This is a genomic window from Flavobacterium daejeonense DSM 17708 (assembly GCF_000425425.1).
Lineage (GTDB): Bacteria > Bacteroidota > Bacteroidia > Flavobacteriales > Flavobacteriaceae > Flavobacterium > Flavobacterium daejeonense.
Map to the genome: position 1 here is coordinate 26044 of NZ_AUDK01000006.1, position 18056 is coordinate 44099.

14 protein-coding genes are annotated in these 18056 nt (G+C 34.3%); 8 read left to right on the plus strand and 6 right to left on the minus strand.

The features are described 5' to 3' along the window. Nucleotides 1-2: 2 nt before the first annotated feature. The 8 genes from H599_RS0106825 to H599_RS0106870 all read left to right on the plus strand — a co-directional run bounded on the left by H599_RS0106825 (nt 3) and on the right by H599_RS0106870 (nt 12947). Nucleotides 3-221, plus strand: a complete 219-nt coding sequence (locus tag H599_RS0106825; RefSeq protein WP_026713446.1) for a PRTRC system protein C — start codon at nt 3-5, stop codon at nt 219-221. A gap of 17 nt (nt 222-238) precedes the next feature. Continuing rightward, nucleotides 239-1399 carry a hypothetical protein gene (locus tag H599_RS0106830; protein WP_026713447.1) on the plus strand — a complete coding sequence of 387 codons (1161 nt, stop codon included), beginning with the start codon at nt 239-241 and terminating at the stop codon, nt 1397-1399. Nucleotides 1400-1409: 10 nt separating this feature from the next. Continuing rightward, the gene (locus H599_RS0106835) at nt 1410-2123 is read left to right on the plus strand and encodes a PRTRC system protein B (RefSeq protein WP_026713448.1); all 714 of its coding nucleotides are present in this window, start codon (nt 1410-1412) and stop codon (nt 2121-2123) included. Beyond that, complete coding sequence (locus tag H599_RS0106840; RefSeq protein ID WP_026713449.1) at nt 2120-2926, plus strand: PRTRC system ThiF family protein; 807 nt, start codon at nt 2120-2122, stop codon at nt 2924-2926. The genes H599_RS0106835 and H599_RS0106840 overlap by 4 nt, the downstream gene beginning before the upstream one ends. A gap of 432 nt (nt 2927-3358) precedes the next feature. Next, nucleotides 3359-4588, plus strand: coding sequence for a hypothetical protein (locus H599_RS0106850; protein WP_026713450.1), 1230 nt, complete (start codon nt 3359-3361; stop codon nt 4586-4588). A gap of 157 nt (nt 4589-4745) precedes the next feature. Next, the gene (locus H599_RS0106855; protein WP_026713451.1) at nt 4746-7622 is read left to right on the plus strand and encodes a glycoside hydrolase family 2; all 2877 of its coding nucleotides are present in this window, start codon (nt 4746-4748) and stop codon (nt 7620-7622) included. Nucleotides 7623-8267: 645 nt separating this feature from the next. Next, complete coding sequence (locus tag H599_RS0106865) at nt 8268-11402, plus strand: SusC/RagA family TonB-linked outer membrane protein (protein WP_026713453.1); 3135 nt, start codon at nt 8268-8270, stop codon at nt 11400-11402. Nucleotides 11403-11408: 6 nt separating this feature from the next. Continuing rightward, nucleotides 11409-12947: a RagB/SusD family nutrient uptake outer membrane protein gene (locus H599_RS0106870; RefSeq protein WP_026713454.1), complete on the plus strand. Its 1539-nt coding sequence runs from the start codon at nt 11409-11411 to the stop codon at nt 12945-12947. Nucleotides 12948-13447: 500 nt separating this feature from the next. On the opposite strand, the gene H599_RS0106885 is transcribed toward H599_RS0106870, so the two are convergent. The 6 genes from H599_RS0106885 to traJ form a co-directional block, all read right to left on the minus strand. Continuing rightward, complete coding sequence (locus tag H599_RS0106885; RefSeq protein ID WP_026713455.1) at nt 13448-13723, minus strand: hypothetical protein; 276 nt, start codon at nt 13721-13723, stop codon at nt 13448-13450. A gap of 157 nt (nt 13724-13880) precedes the next feature. Next, entirely contained in the window at nt 13881-14774 is an 894-nt protein-coding gene (traN, locus tag H599_RS0106890) for a conjugative transposon protein TraN (protein ID WP_394330976.1), read from the minus strand. A gap of 40 nt (nt 14775-14814) precedes the next feature. Continuing rightward, a complete protein-coding gene (gene traM, locus H599_RS0106895; RefSeq protein ID WP_026713457.1) occupies nt 14815-16134 on the minus strand; it encodes a conjugative transposon protein TraM in 1320 nt (439 codons plus the stop codon). Between the two features lie 22 nt (nt 16135-16156). After that, complete coding sequence (locus H599_RS19310; protein WP_051590665.1) at nt 16157-16408, minus strand: hypothetical protein; 252 nt, start codon at nt 16406-16408, stop codon at nt 16157-16159. Nucleotides 16409-16419: 11 nt separating this feature from the next. Further along, nucleotides 16420-17043, minus strand: coding sequence for a conjugative transposon protein TraK (gene traK / locus H599_RS0106905; RefSeq protein WP_026713458.1), 624 nt, complete (start codon nt 17041-17043; stop codon nt 16420-16422). Nucleotides 17044-17063: 20 nt separating this feature from the next. Then, nucleotides 17064-18056, minus strand: coding sequence for a conjugative transposon protein TraJ (traJ, locus tag H599_RS0106910; protein ID WP_026713459.1), 993 nt, complete (start codon nt 18054-18056; stop codon nt 17064-17066).

Sequence of the window (18056 nt, forward strand, 5' to 3'; positions counted from 1 at the left end):
TTATGTTATTAGCCACGCAATTAGAAAGAGTATTTCTGTTTAACGATAAAGGACAAGAAATCAAACTCACAGATCCCGAACCAAAATGGAGTGTACAAGCGGTATTAAATTTTTATTCCAATACTTATCCCATACTTACAACCGCAAAAATTGGCGCACCTACAATAAAGGATGATACAGTACAATACCGCTTTGAAAGTGCTATAGGTACGAAAGGTTAAACCTAAAACAATAAAACATGACTTATGCAATCATATATCATAGCAGGTACGATACAGCTACCCAAAGAATCCAAACAAAAGCAATTACACCGCCAATTAGGAGAGTTCGCAAACTGGATGAAACGAACAAAGGACGCAAACGAAATTCGCAAGGACAAACAACAGTCCGTACCAGTACCAATGTTGCCAATGGTTTTTTAAGAACTTCATTCCTGCCAGTTTTGGCAGAAACGAAAACGGTAAAGGCTTGTAAGAAAACAGCAAAAACGGAAAGAGATTTTTACCAATCTCTTTCCCAACTTGCAACGCATTATAACATTAACCCCATACATACCCATTCTTTTGGTTTTCCATATAATATCGCTTTGGCTTTATGGGACACCAAAGAAAAACTAAAAGATAAAGTTAAGGATTGGGAAGAAATCAAACTCGTAAAGGATAGTAAAAAAACCTTTTTTACAAGTGAAGAACGATACAATACTAACTCTACACTATATTATATTCCTGTAGTACCGCTGTACAGATTACTGAAAAACAGAAAACAAAAATACAGTGCACAGCTTTTATTATCAGTTTGTAGTTATCTCTATCATAGTGTTAACATCCCTTATTACAGACAGGAAAATAGTTTTCTGTATTATCAATACGAGATGTTAAAAGAATGGCAACTAACTGATGATGATTCCGATGAAACATCCATTTATTTGAGTGAATTCGAACAAGCGGAATGTATTGGTGACAAAATGGAACAAAAAATCTTCAATACTGCCAATTTAACTTTTTTCAAAAAACGATTGAACCACTTTAAATGTACGAACATTTTTGAACAGGATTGTTTAAAATTAGCTCAAGAAACCTATATCCTTTTAGAACAATATCCAAATGAAAATGTATTTCGAAATGCAAGACCCAGCGATGAAGCAGACGAAAACGAAGAAGAAACAGATAACATTTTAACAATGGATTACTACATATCTTTTTATGCTGATGGAAAAGGTTGGCTAAATGAAAATATTATTCAATGCGTAAATAACGAATTACAAGAATACGGACAAATTGAAGAGCCTAGTATCGTTAAGCGTTTCGATGGAAGTGACATCACAGCAAACAATCTTGATTTTGAGAATAGATTGTTTGCCCTTATCGGAGAATTAATTTACCTATTAAACAATTTTTAAAACAATAGTGATGAAAGACATTACAGAAAATTTTGGAACGCTATACCATCCTAAATTAGCATTAGTATTCTACCAGACTAAAGGAATGAATTCAGACACCTATGTAGAATCTTTTGATATGGATAAAAATGGAAATCCTATTAATGCCCATCCCTTGACTGTAAGAGAAGCAAACCAACTGGTAAAAACATTAAAGACAGCCAAAGAAGAAAAAGAACCTTGTTTAAAATCAGACGGAATAATTAGCAATGCTATTTTACATATTAACCTTAATCAAAATAAGGTAATTTGGTTTACCAAAGCCATGCAAAGAGAACTGTGTTTTACAGAAAATCTAGGTATTCCAAATGGCAAGGCAAATGTCCCTCCTATGTTATGGATTGCCAACAAAAATAGTCTTTCTGTTTTTGCTTTGGGAAGCAGCCGCAGACCAAACGAAAATACAAAATTGTACAATGCTCCTTTTTTTAATGTATATGAAAATGGTAATGTTTGTATGGGAACGGTAGATGTTCAAATTAAGAAAATTGCTTCATTAGAAGAGTTTACAATTGCATGGGAAAGTTATTTCTTCAACAGCTATTTCAGTCACTTAATGCAGGACTATAATCCGATAAACGGAAACTGTGTAATACTTTGGGAAAGCCTTGTCAATACAAACAACACTTTTCCAAAAGAAGTATTAAAAAAGAATGGTAAAACCTTAAAAGATGTATTGTCATGAATATCGAAAAAACAAAAGTCCATTTTACGGATAACTATTTAATAAATCCCACAAACCCAATAGGGGTAAATCTTATCGGTGCAGGTGGCACAGGTTCAAAAGTATTGACTTGCCTTATGGAAATGAATCATAGCCTTATTGCATTAGGTCATGCAGGTTTAAACGTTTGTCTTTGGGATGATGATACTATAACGGAAGCCAATTTGGGCAGACAACGATTTGCAGATTCTGAAACAGGATTATACAAATCGGTAGCACTGATAAACCGTGCCAACCGTTGGTCGGGTACAAACTGGAAAGCGGAAACCATAAAATTTGAAAAAGACAGTTTGGATAGATTACCCGAAAATGCGGGAGCAACTATTTTTATTAGCTGTGTGGATAGCGTGAAAGCTCGTTTTGAAATTGCTGATATTTTGAAACAACTTAATAACAGTAGAGCTTATGCTAATCGTCCTCGTTATTGGATGGACTTTGGCAATAGCCAACACACAGGACAAGTTATACTATCGTCTATAGGTACTATTAAACAACCCAATTCAGAGAAATACGAAACCGTTGCTAACTTACCATTTGTAACCGAAGAATTTCCCGAACTGCTGAAACAGTCCGAAATTACAGATGACACTCCAAGTTGTTCCCTTGCAGAAGCATTAGAAAAACAAGATTTATATATCAATTCCGCACTAGCACAAATGGGAAGTTCTCTTTTATGGGGTTTGTTTCGCAACGGACTAACGCAATACAGAGGTTTTTTTCTCAATTTGAAAGACTTTAGGTCACAGCCCATTCCAGTTGGCTAACCCAACTCCGATAGTTATTGGGGCGGGCTGCAAAAAGACACTCCTTTCCGATGGTCAGGAAAGTCTTTTTGCAGAAAAAAAGGTGCAAGCACTTTGTCAAAATGTGAATCCTCCCATTTCACCAAAAAGCTTCTAAAATTATGCGTGAGGATATACACTATCCTCATTATTTATTTTGTCCGACTTCTTTTCTTTCCACATAAGCGACCAAAGAAAAGAAGCAAAAGAACGTCGCTTTATTATTTATACCATTTGTATAAAAGCTTTTATCTATTTATTTTGGGTATTAATACTGATTTAGTAATACCAGTCAGCGTATGTCTCGTCCTGAAATAACAATACACAAAATAGATTGTTATGAAAAGAAAACACCAATTATCGTAATTATTCATCTGTTTTACTTTAACATTTATTTTTCTATATATTTGTGTTATGGATAAAAAAGTTGAGCTTAAGAATATTGTTAAAAGTTGCGAAACCCGTTTTAATCGTGGAGCATCATACGCATGGAAACATAGTGATTTTAATGATTTTAGTCGTGAAATTCAAAATGAGACTAAAATCAATATAAGCACTAATACGCTTAAGCGAATTTTTGGAAAAATTTCTGTAGACGATTATTATTTACCACAGCAAGCTACAATTGATGCTCTTAAAAAATATAGTGGCTATCTTCCGTCAGATGATGAGTTAATTAATTCAGAATCCACAATTATCAGTAATATTTATCCTATTGTGAACTCTCGTTTTGTGTGGAGTGTTTTAATTGTTTCGATAGTTTTATTTGGTTTATATATTTTCACTAAAAATGGGAATAACAATTTAGGAAAAATTACAGTTTCCAATGCAGAAGGTCTCTTGCCCAAGACCGTTTTTTTTGATTTACAATTACCAAAATCTGAGGACAGTATTTTTATGGATTTTGGAGATAAATCACCTCTAATTTATTTGGATCCTTATCAAACAAAAATATCTCATGTTTATTTATTTCCAGCGGTTTTTAAAGTTAATTTCAAAAGTACTGATAGTATTCTTGCAAGAACTACCGTATATGTTCCTTCAAACAAATGGCTGGGAATAAGGTTTTTAAGGCAAGGAGATATACCTAATAGTTATTATGCTTTTCCTGCTTTAAAAAATAGTAAGGATAGCCTTTTTTATGCTTCCAATAATCAACTGCAAAAGGTGGGATTGGATACTTTAAAAAATCATTATACAAGACTTTGTAATTTTACTCCAATAAATCATCATTCGGATAATTTTATTTTTGAAACTACTTTTAAAACAGCAAAAGAAGAAAAAGGAATTTATTGCAATAGTATGCAATTTCAAATTTCTGGTATTGACAATATGATTCGTTTTAATTTTGTGAATTCGGGATGCAGTTCAAGAGTATTAAATGTTATTAGTGAACAGATTTTTACAGGGACACAAAACGATTTATCAAAATTTGTTCTTGATTTAGATAAATGGAATAATATAAAACTGATTAATAGAAATAAAAAATTAAGTTTGTTTGTAAACGGTACTTTATTTTTTCAAGGCATTTATAAACAGTCCATTGGAGATATAAGAGGTGTATTTGTTGAATTTAAAGGTAACGGATACATCAAAAAATGTAGCTTAAAATCTTTAGAAGGAAAAAAACTATATCATTTCTAGTTAAAATTAATTAGATTTTATTTGTTTGTAAAATACTGATTTTAAGCGTTTTTTAGTTTGTCCATAGTTTTGGATAAAGTTTGGTTAAGTTCATAAATCAGTCTTTAGGTTAAATTCGGTTAGTTTTGATGCCCTATCAACATAACCAATTTTAATTATGAACTTACGTGCATTTCTAGCAGTTATATGGCTATTAATAAGTTCCCAAATTTTAGCTCAAGAGCAAATTAATTTGAAAGGGACTTGGCGTTTTGCGCTGGCAAAAACGGAGAAAGAGGCTAATCAATTATCAAAATTTTATAGTAATAAATTTGATGCCAGTAATTTTAAGCCAACTCCTGTGCCATCAAACTGGGCAGTTCTTGGTTACGAAGAACCTGTGTATCGTGGATTCGAAGGCGATAAAGCCAGTGAAGGATTCTACTTGCTCGATTTCAAAGTGCCCGTTAATTGGAAGGAAAAGAACATACAGCTTCATTTTGGTGGAGTGTGGTCATCAGCAGAAGTTTGGCTCAATGGAAATTTGATTGGCACACACCACGGAGGATATACTTCGTTTGCCTTTAGTGTTACTGACAAAATTAAAATAGGAGAATCTAATCTACTTGCTGTTCGAGTTCGTCAAGTTAATCAAAATTATAAATTTGATGTTTATGACGATTGGACTTTAGGAGGTATATATCGTGATGTCATTCTTGAGGCTACACCCAAAAGTAGATGGTTAGATAATGTTGTTGTAAAGACAGATTTTGATGAGTTATTTCAAGATGCTGATTTGAAGATAAGCACAATGGTGGGTGATAGAAATAAGGAAACACTACCCGGAAATTACCCAAGTCCAGGGGAGCCTTATAGTCTTCGAGCTACATTAACTACAAATGAGGGAAAAGAATTAGGTTCTCAAGAAATTTCAGTACCAGCTCATACGGCAACAAATAGAGAAGTTCTGATAACTATGCGTGTGAAAAGTCCCCAACACTGGACGGCTGAAACTCCTTATTTGTATAATCTTCGTATTGATCTTATTGAGAAAAATAGGATAGTACATTCTCGTACTGAAGGTGTTGGATTTCGTGAAATTTCGACCGATGGTGGTGTTTTCAGGATTAATGGACAAGCGGTCAAGCTTCGTGGTGTGAATAGACATGACGAACACCCAGATGTAGGTAGAGCGACCACGCGTGAACACTGGTTGCAAGATATCAAACTAATGAAAGCTGCAAATATTAATTATATTCGTATGGCTCATTATGCCCATGCACAAGGATTTATAGAATTATGTGATGAATTAGGTATGTATGTTGGTGAAGAGGTCTCACTCGGTGGTGCAGCAGAACTAATGTATGATTCTTCTTTTTCAGCAGAGGTATTACAAAGTTCGTATGAAACAGTAGTTCGTGATATCAATAGACCTTCTGTTATTTATTGGTCTATAGGAAATGAGGATGCATTGACTACATTGCACATGGCTTCGATAAAATTAATTAAAAATCTAGATAACACTCGTCCTATTTTATTGCCTTGGCGTGCGGAAGAATGGCTTCCTACAGAAGTTGATATTTTAGCACCTCATTATTGGAAACCACAGGAATATGACCAATTGGCTAGCAGATCAAATCGTCCAATCATTTCTACCGAATACACACATGCCTTTGGTATTGATGGATTTGGTGGTTTAGAAGCTCGCTGGAAAGCATTGACCAAACATCCCTCTGGAGCTGGAGCTGCAATTTGGATGTGGGCCGACCAAGGAATTAAAACACCCGTTTTGAGAACTAAAGATAAGTTATCAAAGTTGAGTGATGGTAATGATTATCTTCGGATTGATGAAGCGGGTTGGGATGGAATTGTAGATTCCTACCGTAATTTCACACGTGACTATTGGGAAACAAAAGCGGTTTATGCTCAAGTTTATCCTGCTATGAATAAGGTATTCTTTACTCCAAGTGAGACTTCGGTAAATATTCCTATTCAAAATGATTTTGACTTCACGAATTTACATAACATAAAAATTGCTTGGTCTATTCGAGAAGATGAAAAAGAACTGGATTCAGGTTCTGGTATAATCGAGGGGCAACCACATGCTGAATCAATTTTTAAATTGCCATTAGAGAAACTGACTTCTATTGGCGAGGGAAAAACATATTATGCTTGGTTTATTTTTATCAATGCAGAAGGGATGGAGATAAACCGTAAAGCAGTTGAACTTTGTCCAAGATTAGAGTCTTTACCAAAAAGTATTTCTGAAGGGAAATTGTCTGTTATAAAAGGAGAAACAGTTAAGATTCTTGCTGGAGAAGCTTGTTACATTTTTAATCCTAAAACGGGTCAGTTAATCTCAGCAAGTTTTCAGGACAAAGTACTAATTAACGATTTGAGACCTATAATATGGCGCAAATTGGATAGAAGCGAACTTATGGTAGTCGGTAAAAAAGAAACTAGTGAAGCAGCCGATCTAAATCGCTATACCCAATCAGTAATAGCTTGGAATATTGAAGAAAGCCAATCGAACGTCGTTATAAGTACAACTGTAAAATATTTTATTGATACTGAAAATCAATTCACTATTATCTATAGTTATTCAATTGGATCTGATGGGAAATTAGATGTTCATTATCAAATTCAAACCAAGGTAACGGTGCCCTGTCTTCCAATTGTTGGAATGGCAGCCGATGCTGTGCCAGAACTAAACAATTTGCATTGGTTTGGACTTGGGCCATACGACGCTTATCCTAACAAGCAGTCTGCTCCAATCTTAGGAGTATGGGGAGGACATAATACAGATGTAGAAACTTCCGGAACCAAGGCGATGCGTTGGCTAGAACAAAGTGGTACAATTGGTAGCGTACGCATTTCGAATTTAGGCTATATGGAACATGATACTGTTAAACCCGAAACAGTATATATTTTATCAGGTGTTTTAGGAAGACCAGAAAAAGGGCGCAAAGCTGATGACTCCATACCACAACTTCAAACAGATACAGGAGAACCTTTTGTAGGAGAGTTTAAGATTGAATTGTTCAAAACCAAATAGTTTGACCTAGAAGCAAATCAGTGATAGCGGTCAAATATTGTAAAAATCCGCTTAAAAATCGTTTTGAAAATACTTATCAATTGGATCCGTTGTTTCACAAAAGTTATCATGCTTATTGTGAGCACAACTGTAGTTATTTATATGGATGGTTATGAAAAAAAATACAGTATTAACAATTCAAAGTTTCCTTTTGAATACTAATTATGTTAGCAAAAAAATAGTCATTAAATATTTAGAATATTTCAGTAAGTATATGTCAGAGAAATTTAAATTTCTGCTAATCGACAATGCTATTTTTCTATCTATAAAAGATATTGCATTGTCACAAAATATTGTAATGATATTAATTCCTCCTTAATCAATGCAATAGAAAAGTTTGGCGATGTATGAAAGATAAAATTGAATGAAATGAATTTCACTTGAAAAAATTTTTCGGTGTTTTCAAAGTTTAAAAGGTTTAATTATAAAACAAATTTAAGCAAAAACCATATTTATAAATTCTACAATAAAAACCATTTTATTGAATTTAATCGACTGAATTAGAAAATATTAACCAAAATGAATGTAATGTATTTAAAATGATTAAAAAAAACAGATGTTTTTTTAATTGTTCAAATATATTTTATACAACTTAAATTATAATTTATGAAAAACAAAATTTTTTATTTGTTGAGTTTTATATTAGTTGCTTTTCTTAGCACTACATCTTATGCTCAAGAAAAATTAGTCAAAGGGAAGATTATTGACGAATCAGGATTTCCTGTTCCTGGTGTCTCTTTAGTAATTAAAGGGACTACTAAGGGAAGTACGACAGACATGGATGGAAATTATTCAATATCGGCAAAACCTGGCGATACGATGATTTTTACTTATGTAGGTTACAAGACCATTGAACAAAAAGTAACAGAATTAAACACTTACAACATTTCTTTAGTACCAGCTCAATCAGAATTAAATGAAGTGGTAGTAATTGGTTATGGAACTCAAAAGAAAAAATTAACCACAGGTTCGTTGTCTTCTATAAAAACTGAGAATTTTGTGGAAAGACCAATATCTAGAGTTGACCAAGGGATGGTTGGTCAAATATCTGGGGTAAGGGTAAAACAAACATCAGGTTTACCAGGTCAGCCTTTTAGCATCAACATCAGAGGTACTGGATCAATTTCCGCAGGAAATGAACCTTTATATGTTATTGATGGATTCCCAATTACCACAGAAGGCTCTAATAGCAACGGAAATTTTGCAAACGGAAGTCCTTTAGACAATATGAATCCTAACGATATTGCTTCTATTGAGGTTTTGAAAGATGCTGCGGCTGCAGCTATTTATGGATCTAGAGCAGCCAATGGAGTGGTCTTGATTACTACTAAGAGAGGTAAAACTGGGAAGCCTAAATTCACTTTCAATACCTATTCTGGATTATCTAAGGAGGGAAAAAGAGTAGATGTATTAGATGGTGAACAATGGATTAAAAGAGCAAAAACAGTCATCGACAATCAATGGGTTACATCGGGTATACCAGGTGCTACAGCTTCGCAGACAATTGATGAGCGAAGAGATTTATACAATTTAAATAGAAATCCTGATATTGCTACTGGGGCTTTTGATATTCGTTACATGTACGACCCTAGATGGGATATTCCAGGACATCCGGGATTGGATTTTGTAGATTGGCAAGATCGAATTTTCCGAACTGGGGAATTTAATAATTACCAATTGTCTGCTTCTGGAGCTACAGAAGCCGTAAATTATTATGTATCTGGAAGTTATCAAAAAAATAAAGGATACATTATTGGAACTGATTATGAACTATTTTCTGCAAGAGCTAATGTTGAACTGAAATTATCAGAGAATGTTAAAATAGGAATCAATATAGCTCCATCATATTCTATAAAAAACGATCCCGGAGTTGAAGGAAAAGACAATACCTTACACAGAGTACTATCTACTACTCCTGTATTTGAAAGTGCTGCAAATAGTGCTGGAGAAAAATATACCACAAGATACGCTTGGGGAGGCAGTTCAACTGATATGCTTAGCAATTTGGCTAGAAAAGGAAAAAATGCAATGTTTAGAAACCTTATCTCATCCTTTGTTGATTATAAAATAATTGATGGATTAAGTATTAAGAGTAGTATTAATTTTGATAATTCAGATAATACGACTGAAAGTTATATTCCAAACGATGTTCTATTAAGTATTCGTGGGGCTTATAGCACCTATAGAAGGCAAAATATTGTTAATGAAAATACCTTAAATTATACTAAATCAATTAAGGATCATAATCTTAATTTCCTCATTGGGCAATCTTTCAGTGCAAATCAAATTACCAGATCTTCACTTACTTCTGGAAACTTATATACTAGTCCTACTATTGAAACTTTACCTAACGGATCGACAGGCTCTACCAATTCAGAAAAGAATACTCTACTTTCTTATTTTGGAAGAGTTCAATACGATTATAAAGAGAAATACTTGCTATCAGCCAGTATCAGACGTGACGGTTCTTCAAGATTCGGCTCTGATAGGCAATGGGGCTTATTTCCTTCCTTGTCATTAGGATGGAGAATAAAAGAAGAGAACTTTGTTAAAGAAGTAGATTGGCTAACCGATTTAAAACTTAGAGCAAGTGGTGGTATCAACGGAAGTAACAACATTGGTAATTATGATCAATTTTCAAAACTAGGACCTTTTAATTATGCACTAGGAGGTGGAACAGGTTTAGGTCAAGGAAATACTTCTATTCCTAATCCTGAGTTACATTGGGAAGAATCCCAGAGTATTGGTGTTGGAGTTGATTTTGCCATACTAAAAAATAGAATTTCAGGAACCTTTGATTATTACAGAAAGAAAAATAGTGAATTGCTAATGCAGGTACCCGTTCCGGCAGCATCTGGGTTTACCAGCTATCTTTCTAATATTGGAAAAGTTCAAAATCAAGGATGGGAATTTGAATTGAATACTATAAATATTGCTTCTAAAGATTTCCAATGGAGAACTTCAGCGAATATAAGTTTTAATGAAAACAAAGTTTTGGCTTTAGGACCTAATCAAGATAAAATAGAAATTACATCAGGACATAGTGGAACTCCTTTTATAAAATTAGAAGTAGGAAAACCAATGTATACTATTTTTACTGTTGTTCAAGATGGTGTTATTACTCAGGCTGATATTGATAATGGAGGAACTACTTTTGGAGGAAATCCATTAGTACTTGGAGACCCAAGGTATATAGATCAAAATGGAGACAAAAAGATTAATGCAGACGATAGAGTTGATGTTGGTAATCCTACTCCAAAATACACATGGGGAATAACCAATAATTTTAAATACAAAGACTTTGATTTGAATATTTTAGTTCAAGGTCAAAACGGAGGTTATGTATATGGATTAATAGGTAGAGCTATAGATCGTACAGGGATGTCTTATGGCGAAAACACAATTGATTTAGATCCTGCTGTAAGAGGAAACTGGAAAACGAACTTTGGATTCCAACCTAATACTGACTGGTTATACAAATCTGATTATATCAGTATCAGAAATATAACTCTGGGGTACAATCTTAGCAAATTAGTAAAATCCGTTTCAAGAATTGATAATGCCAGACTATATGTGAGTGCTGAGAACTGGTTTTATTGGGATAAGTATAAAGTAGGCTACAATCCTGAGGCGGTAAACAATGCAGGAAGTAACGATTCAAACTTTTCTGTTCCTGTAGATTACGGTGGAGCACCAATGGCTAAATCATTAGTTTTAGGACTAAATATTAATTTTAATTAAAATAAAATGAAGAAGTATATATATATAGCAGTAAATATCTTTGCATTATTTACTCTGGTTTCTTGCGATGATGAACTGAATCAAATCCCTTTATCTACAGGAACTATAGAGAATTTTTATTCTACATCAGGCGAATTTATTCAGGCCAGAAATGCCACTTATGCGGTAGCTTTTCATGGATCAGGAACTTATGGCTATGCCAATAGAATCTTAAATTTGAGTGAAACAAGATCCGATAATTTCTTAGCAACCACTCAAGCTTCAAGAGAATGGGAAGGAATCAATAACTTTTCAACTGGAATTAGTTCAAATTCATTCATTAGAGAAGCATATAATAGTAACTACAATGCTATTTACAAAGCCAATCAATTACTAGAGAAAATAGCAGAAAAAGGAGATGTAATTTTTACTAACCCATTAGACAAGAGTACTATGATAGCCGAAGCTCGTTTTCTTAGAGCATTCTGTTATTTTGATTTGGTTAGATGGTTTGGTAGAGTACCTTTGATAGACAAAACAGTAAGCCCTCAGGAAGCACGTACTTATGAAAGAGCTCCAGTTACTGAAGTTTATGATTTAATTTTATCAGACTTATTAGCAGCTATTCCTAATCTTCCACCATCCTATGATAATGCAAATTTCGGTAGAGTAACTACCTATGGAGCAAAAGGATTACTTGCTCTAGTTTACATGACTCGTTCTAGTTCTACTTATGATATAGACGGAGCTACTTTGGGGCTTAACGAATGGGACAAAGCATATCAACAATTGAATGACATAAAAACGAGTGGTTTGTTTATTTTTTCACCAACCTATAGCCCTATATTCAGAACAGAAGGTAATTCAAACAAAGAAAATGTATTAACTATCCCTTATACACAAAGTACAGGAAACAATGCTGGTGGAAATTTTATGGTAGAAGTAGGTTACGAACCTTATTTTGCATCTTTAAATTTATCTCAACAAGGGTCTTTAGAAGGAAGACCTATATCTGAAGGATTTAGAGCTATGTTTAGTAGTAATGATGAAAGAGCAATATTTGGAATTGCTGACACCTATACTGTTCCTTCAGGCACTTATGTAGGCATACACAACTATCCCGTTTTTAAGAAATACATTGACCCAAGTAGATATGGAACAGCTGGTCGAGAAGACTGGGGTGTAGATTTCATGGTTATGAGATATACAGATGTACTGATGTTAATGGCTGAATGTACTCTTCATGGGGGAGGTGGCACTCAGGCCGATGTTGACGATATTGTTAACGACGTGAGAGAACGCGCCGGTTTAGCAAGAGATGCTTCAAATATAACTTTAAGCCAATTATTTGATGAAAGAAGGAAAGAATTTTTCTCTGAAGGAACCAGATGGTTTGACTTAATCAGATCCGGTAATGCTTTAACTATTATGAATGCTTGGAAAGATTTAGAAGATACTTCAAATGATTTAGGCACTATAAACAAAAACTCATTAATATATCCTATTCCGTTACAAGAAATTCTAGCTGCTCCAGAACTATACGATCAAAACATTGGATATGATTAATATGTCTAGTTCTGAAAAATAGATACAGGATTAATAAAGAAAAAAGTATCATTTTTAGACAGTAGTAAGCTCATGTTTACTACTGTTTTTTTTTGTTTATATGTTCTTTTTTTAATTAAATTTTGAAAGTAAATCTGATTCGGAGTATAATTTGACAGAACTAAAATCATTATAAACTCAGCTCTATTTATCTAATAATTTTAAAGCTTTAAAGAGATACTGTAATCACGTTTGGTACGTTAGTGTGTTCTTTATGAAGATCTTTTTGTATATCATTCTTTCAGGACAGGAAAGTAAAAAGACACTCCCTTCTATGGTCAGGAAAGTCTTTTTGCAGAAGAAAGGTACAAGCACTTTGGTAAAATGTGAATACTCCCACTTTACCAAAAAGCTTGCGGGTTTTGCATGAGAATATTCATTATCCTCTTTATTGGTTTGGTTTAACTTCTTTTCTTTCTACATCAGCGGCCAAAGAAAAGAAGCAAAAGAATGCCGCTTGATTATTTTGGATTTTGCTTTTCAATTAAAACCACTTCTTCTTTTTCTTTCTTTTGTCTTGAATAACTCCAGAAGAACAAAAGTCCAAAAACAATCAGAATAAAAGCAATCCATTTTCCGGTACGCTCCAGAAAAGAAATCAATACTGATTTTTCATAACTCGAAAAACCTTCTGCTCCCATTGGGCTTCTTCGATAAAATTTTCTTCTGTTAATCCAGTAACGAAGACCAAAACCACTTAACAAAGCTAAGATGCTTAAAAACAATGTTGGATTCATAATGAGTACGTTTATATTTCACTCTTTTAATTTTAAAAAACGTTTCTTAGCTATAACTTATTGTTTTTAAAAGGTTAAGAAATAAATATATTCAACAAATAGCAAGAGGCTGCCTCACCAAATGGTGAAACAGCCCCTTTTATGTTTTCTATTAAAATCAATTAATCTTTAACTTCATATCCTTGATAAGCTTTGCTTTAACCAAATCAGAATTTTCAATTTCTAATACCTGATGTCTGCCACCGTTTTTTTCGAAAATTTCTATAAGGAGTACTTTGTCATTGGCAATAGTAAATAGATCCAACAGAAATACATTTCGCTCTATTGTATTACCTATAATTTCATCCAGCGGTTTATATATTCGCAATGGAGTTAACATTCTTTCTTGTATTACAGTACGTTTAGCCAGCTTTTTATCTACTACTTTGAAATCAATAAAATCAATTCGGAACGGCACATTGGTAAGATTACGAACCTCGGTATTGAAATAGAATTTATCGTTGTGGATATAGATTCCTTTTAATAAAAATTGAATCCCAAAACTTTTAATCTTAATATTTTTTATGAATTGTTTGTCTTTTTCATAAATCGTTTCCATTAATTCACCTACTAATGATGGAGCATTTTTTCCTAATTCCTCAAAAAGAACATCATTACCGTTCTCCCTACTTATCCCCTTTTGCATTTCCAAAAGATTATAATTCATAGTAACTGGAAAAGAGTTGAAAAGCACATTGAAATTATAAAAACGTCCATCTTCGGTAATTACCGAAAAGTTAGTTTCTTCATCAAAATCACGAACAGCTGCCTTTACTCGTAATACATTTTCTGCATCTTCCGCCTTGGCTGCAACCAGATAATCACTTCCCAAATCCACGTAGCGGATAGCAGCAGGAAATATCAAGTGCGAAGTTTTACTGTAAGTTACTTCTATCTTATACGGTTCTATTTTTCCCAAGTCCAGCTTTGTGATATTATGAACAGTCTGTTGTGCCTGAAATGGCGTAGCATAACCTAATACTAAGGCTAAAACTATTAGTATGTTTTTCATTGTTGTTTTCATCTTGCATAAAGTTTAAAGAATTGAATATTTATTTTTTAGAAACAAGAAATACTTGATGTCCTGCTTTGAGTGTTACTTTTGGAGTTCTCATTTTTTTAGAAAAATATCCCGAAACACCTTGTACCAACCCACGACTCAAATCTCCTGCTATTTGTTGTCCGGCAGAATTTGTCATCATAATACTGCTTCCTGAAGTCTGTCCCATATTAGCAGCCATTTCTTTGAAAGCACTCATTTCGGGAGAATAAGGCACAAACAAACCTTCTTGTCCATCCAGTCCATACACTATAATAGTAACCGGAATAATATTACCTTGCTGTTCTATTGACGTAATTTTCATTTGGAGACGTCCTTGTTGAAATTTTGAATTTGCAGTCAATACTGTTCCTTGAGGAATAATATGATTTCCTATTTTGGCAGGTTCTAGTAAACGCAAACGTACACTACTCTCCTCCGTTAGCAACTGTGTTTGTTGCACAACTGCACGGATACTATTTTTAGGTTGTATTTGTTGCTCGGTTTTCCCAATCATATAAAATACACTGTTGTGATTTTTACTCCAATTAGCTATAAATGTGCTATCCGTGGGTACTCTATATAAAGAAGAAACTACATTTTTATGAGCTGGAGTAACCGCAACAAAAGTTTCTTTTTGGTTTGATGAACCAGAAAGTACTATTTTTTGTTCTTTTTGCTGTTCCCCTGAAACCGCATTAGTTGGAAGGTATTTTGCCGCCATCTGATAGGATTTCTCCATTAATTCCAATTGGCTTTCCACGGGATCAATCGGTGTCTCACTTTTTTTAGCCAATTGTTCTTTTAGCTCATTGAGTTGTTTACGCAGTTGTAATGTCTCCGAATTATCATTCTGATAAAAAGTACCTATTGCATTTTGTGCATTACGATAACTATCTAAAGAAGGATTTGAGTTTCCTGCAATAGTATTAGACGCTTCATTCCTATCTTCAGAAAGAACTAAAGTTGTACTATCATTATCGTCTTCTTTCCAATAATCAGAAAGAGACAGTAGTGATTTACGTTTTTCCAGATTCTTTTGCTCCAACATGGCCTCTTCATAAGCTTCCTGCTTATCATCCTGCAAACCGTTATCAGTAGCTTGAGGAACCGAATCGTTTATACCTATATCTTCTGTCACTTTGATATTCTCAGATGGTTTAAATATCAAATACATACATCCCAGAAATACAATCCCCATCAACGCAAAGATGACTGGCTTTTTAAATTTATCGCGTTTATTCAGACTACTTTCCAATAGTACATCCGAAGTTTTATTTTGAGTACCATCTGTTACAAAGACGGTATTTTTTTTATTTTCATTTTCTTTCATGTCTTTTATTTTTTATAATTTTTCACAATGAATCCTGCCACAATCCAGCTGATTCTTTCTTTTTGACAACTGGATTTTCAATATGCTCAATAACCAGGCTGTGATTGGATTTCCCTGTATCATACCAAACTTTTAGAATAACAGCTATAGTTAGAATCAGATACCCAAGAAAACAGTATAAAAGATAATTGTACTGTTGCTGCACAGGAAGTGTACGCCATTGCATATCTAACTTATTAAACCAAGTATCCATATTTTCTCGTAGTTTTTTCATCTTAGCTGTTTTTAACGTTCCATAATTTCGATGTCATTATTGGCTATTACATTGAACTTTTCTATGTTAAAACCTTGTGGATTGTTATCCGAACGAACTGAATTCACGAGATAGCATGAGGTTACCAGATTACGCTTGGTTACATTACTGGATCGAATAATAAACTGCTTGGCATAAGTTCTTACAGCATAAGGATAGTTGTCGAAATTGCATACCACACTATCTATTTCTGTACGCTGTTGCACATTTCCTGAAATAATACGATTGTAATATCCTTTTTCAGACAGGTCTTTGTAATAATCAAAAGCACTTTTGTCGGCGAGATTAAAGGCTCTTTTCATATTGCTTTCGATAGCATCTTTGTCGGGTGCCAGAGTAAAGAAAAGTTCGTGAAAACGTCTGACGTGTTCTCTGGCTTCAACGGGTCTATTGACCGACGCATCCTGTGCCAAAGCCAACATTAACGATTTGCCGTTGTCCAACACGTACACTTTCTGGCGTTGCAATTCTGCAAAGTGGTAGGATTGCCAAACCGCATATCCTGTTACTCCAATACATAACAATGCAAATACAATGGCATACAATCTGATTTGCCTGAAACTATTTTCGATATTTCTTAAGGTTTTAAATTCCATTTTACTGCTATTTAATATTATTACTTCATTAGTCTGCCTCCAATATTGCCTGCAACTGCTCCTGTACCAGCCCCTACGATATTTCCTGTTTTTGTAGTGGTTTGGTTTACATTTCGCATAAAATTACCTGCTCCCCCAGCCTGAATTATCCAACCCGTTACGGTAGGAATTGTAAAATATCCAATGATTCCAATAATCATAAAAATGATATACACCGTATTGGATGAATCAGGAATAAAATTGGGATCTGATAAACTTTCGATATCCTTTTGTAGTATTAAGGATTGTATCTTGGACAACATCGCACTAAAAAGATCAGCAACAGGCAACCAGAGATATACACTGATGTATCGGGTAAGCCATTGCGTCAGTGTGGACTGAAATCCATCCCAGACTGAAATGGCAAAAGCTATCGGGCCTAATATAGATAAGACTATCAGGAAGAAAGTCCGTATCGTATCAATGACCAGCGCAGCAGCCTGAAACAGTATTTCCAAAAACTCCCGAAAACCATCACGAATTTCTTTTTTGACTCCGTACATTTCTCTTTCCATGTACATTCCAGACATGGTAACCAAATCTGAAGGAGACCAACCCAGTTCATCAAGTTTCTTATCAAACTCTTCATCTGAAACCAAATAAGCGGTTTCAGGGTTGCGAAGCATTGCCTCTCTTTCCAGTTGGTCTTTCTGTTGCTGTAAGGCATTCAAATCCAAAACTTGATTTTCTAAGATACTATGTGTCCCTTTAACCACAGGACTCAATACTGCATTGAGTGTCCCCAACACCATCGTTGGGAAAAACATAATGCAAAGTCCCAAAGCAAAAGGTCTAAGAAGTGGAAAGACATCTATTGGTTCTGCACTGCTAAGTGCCTGCCAGACTTTTAATGCTACATAAAACAATGCGCCTAATCCTGCCAGACTTTTAGCTACTGCTGCCATATCAGCTGACAATGGCATCATCTCATCATAGAGGGTGCGTAATACTTCATGAAGGTTACTGAATTCCAT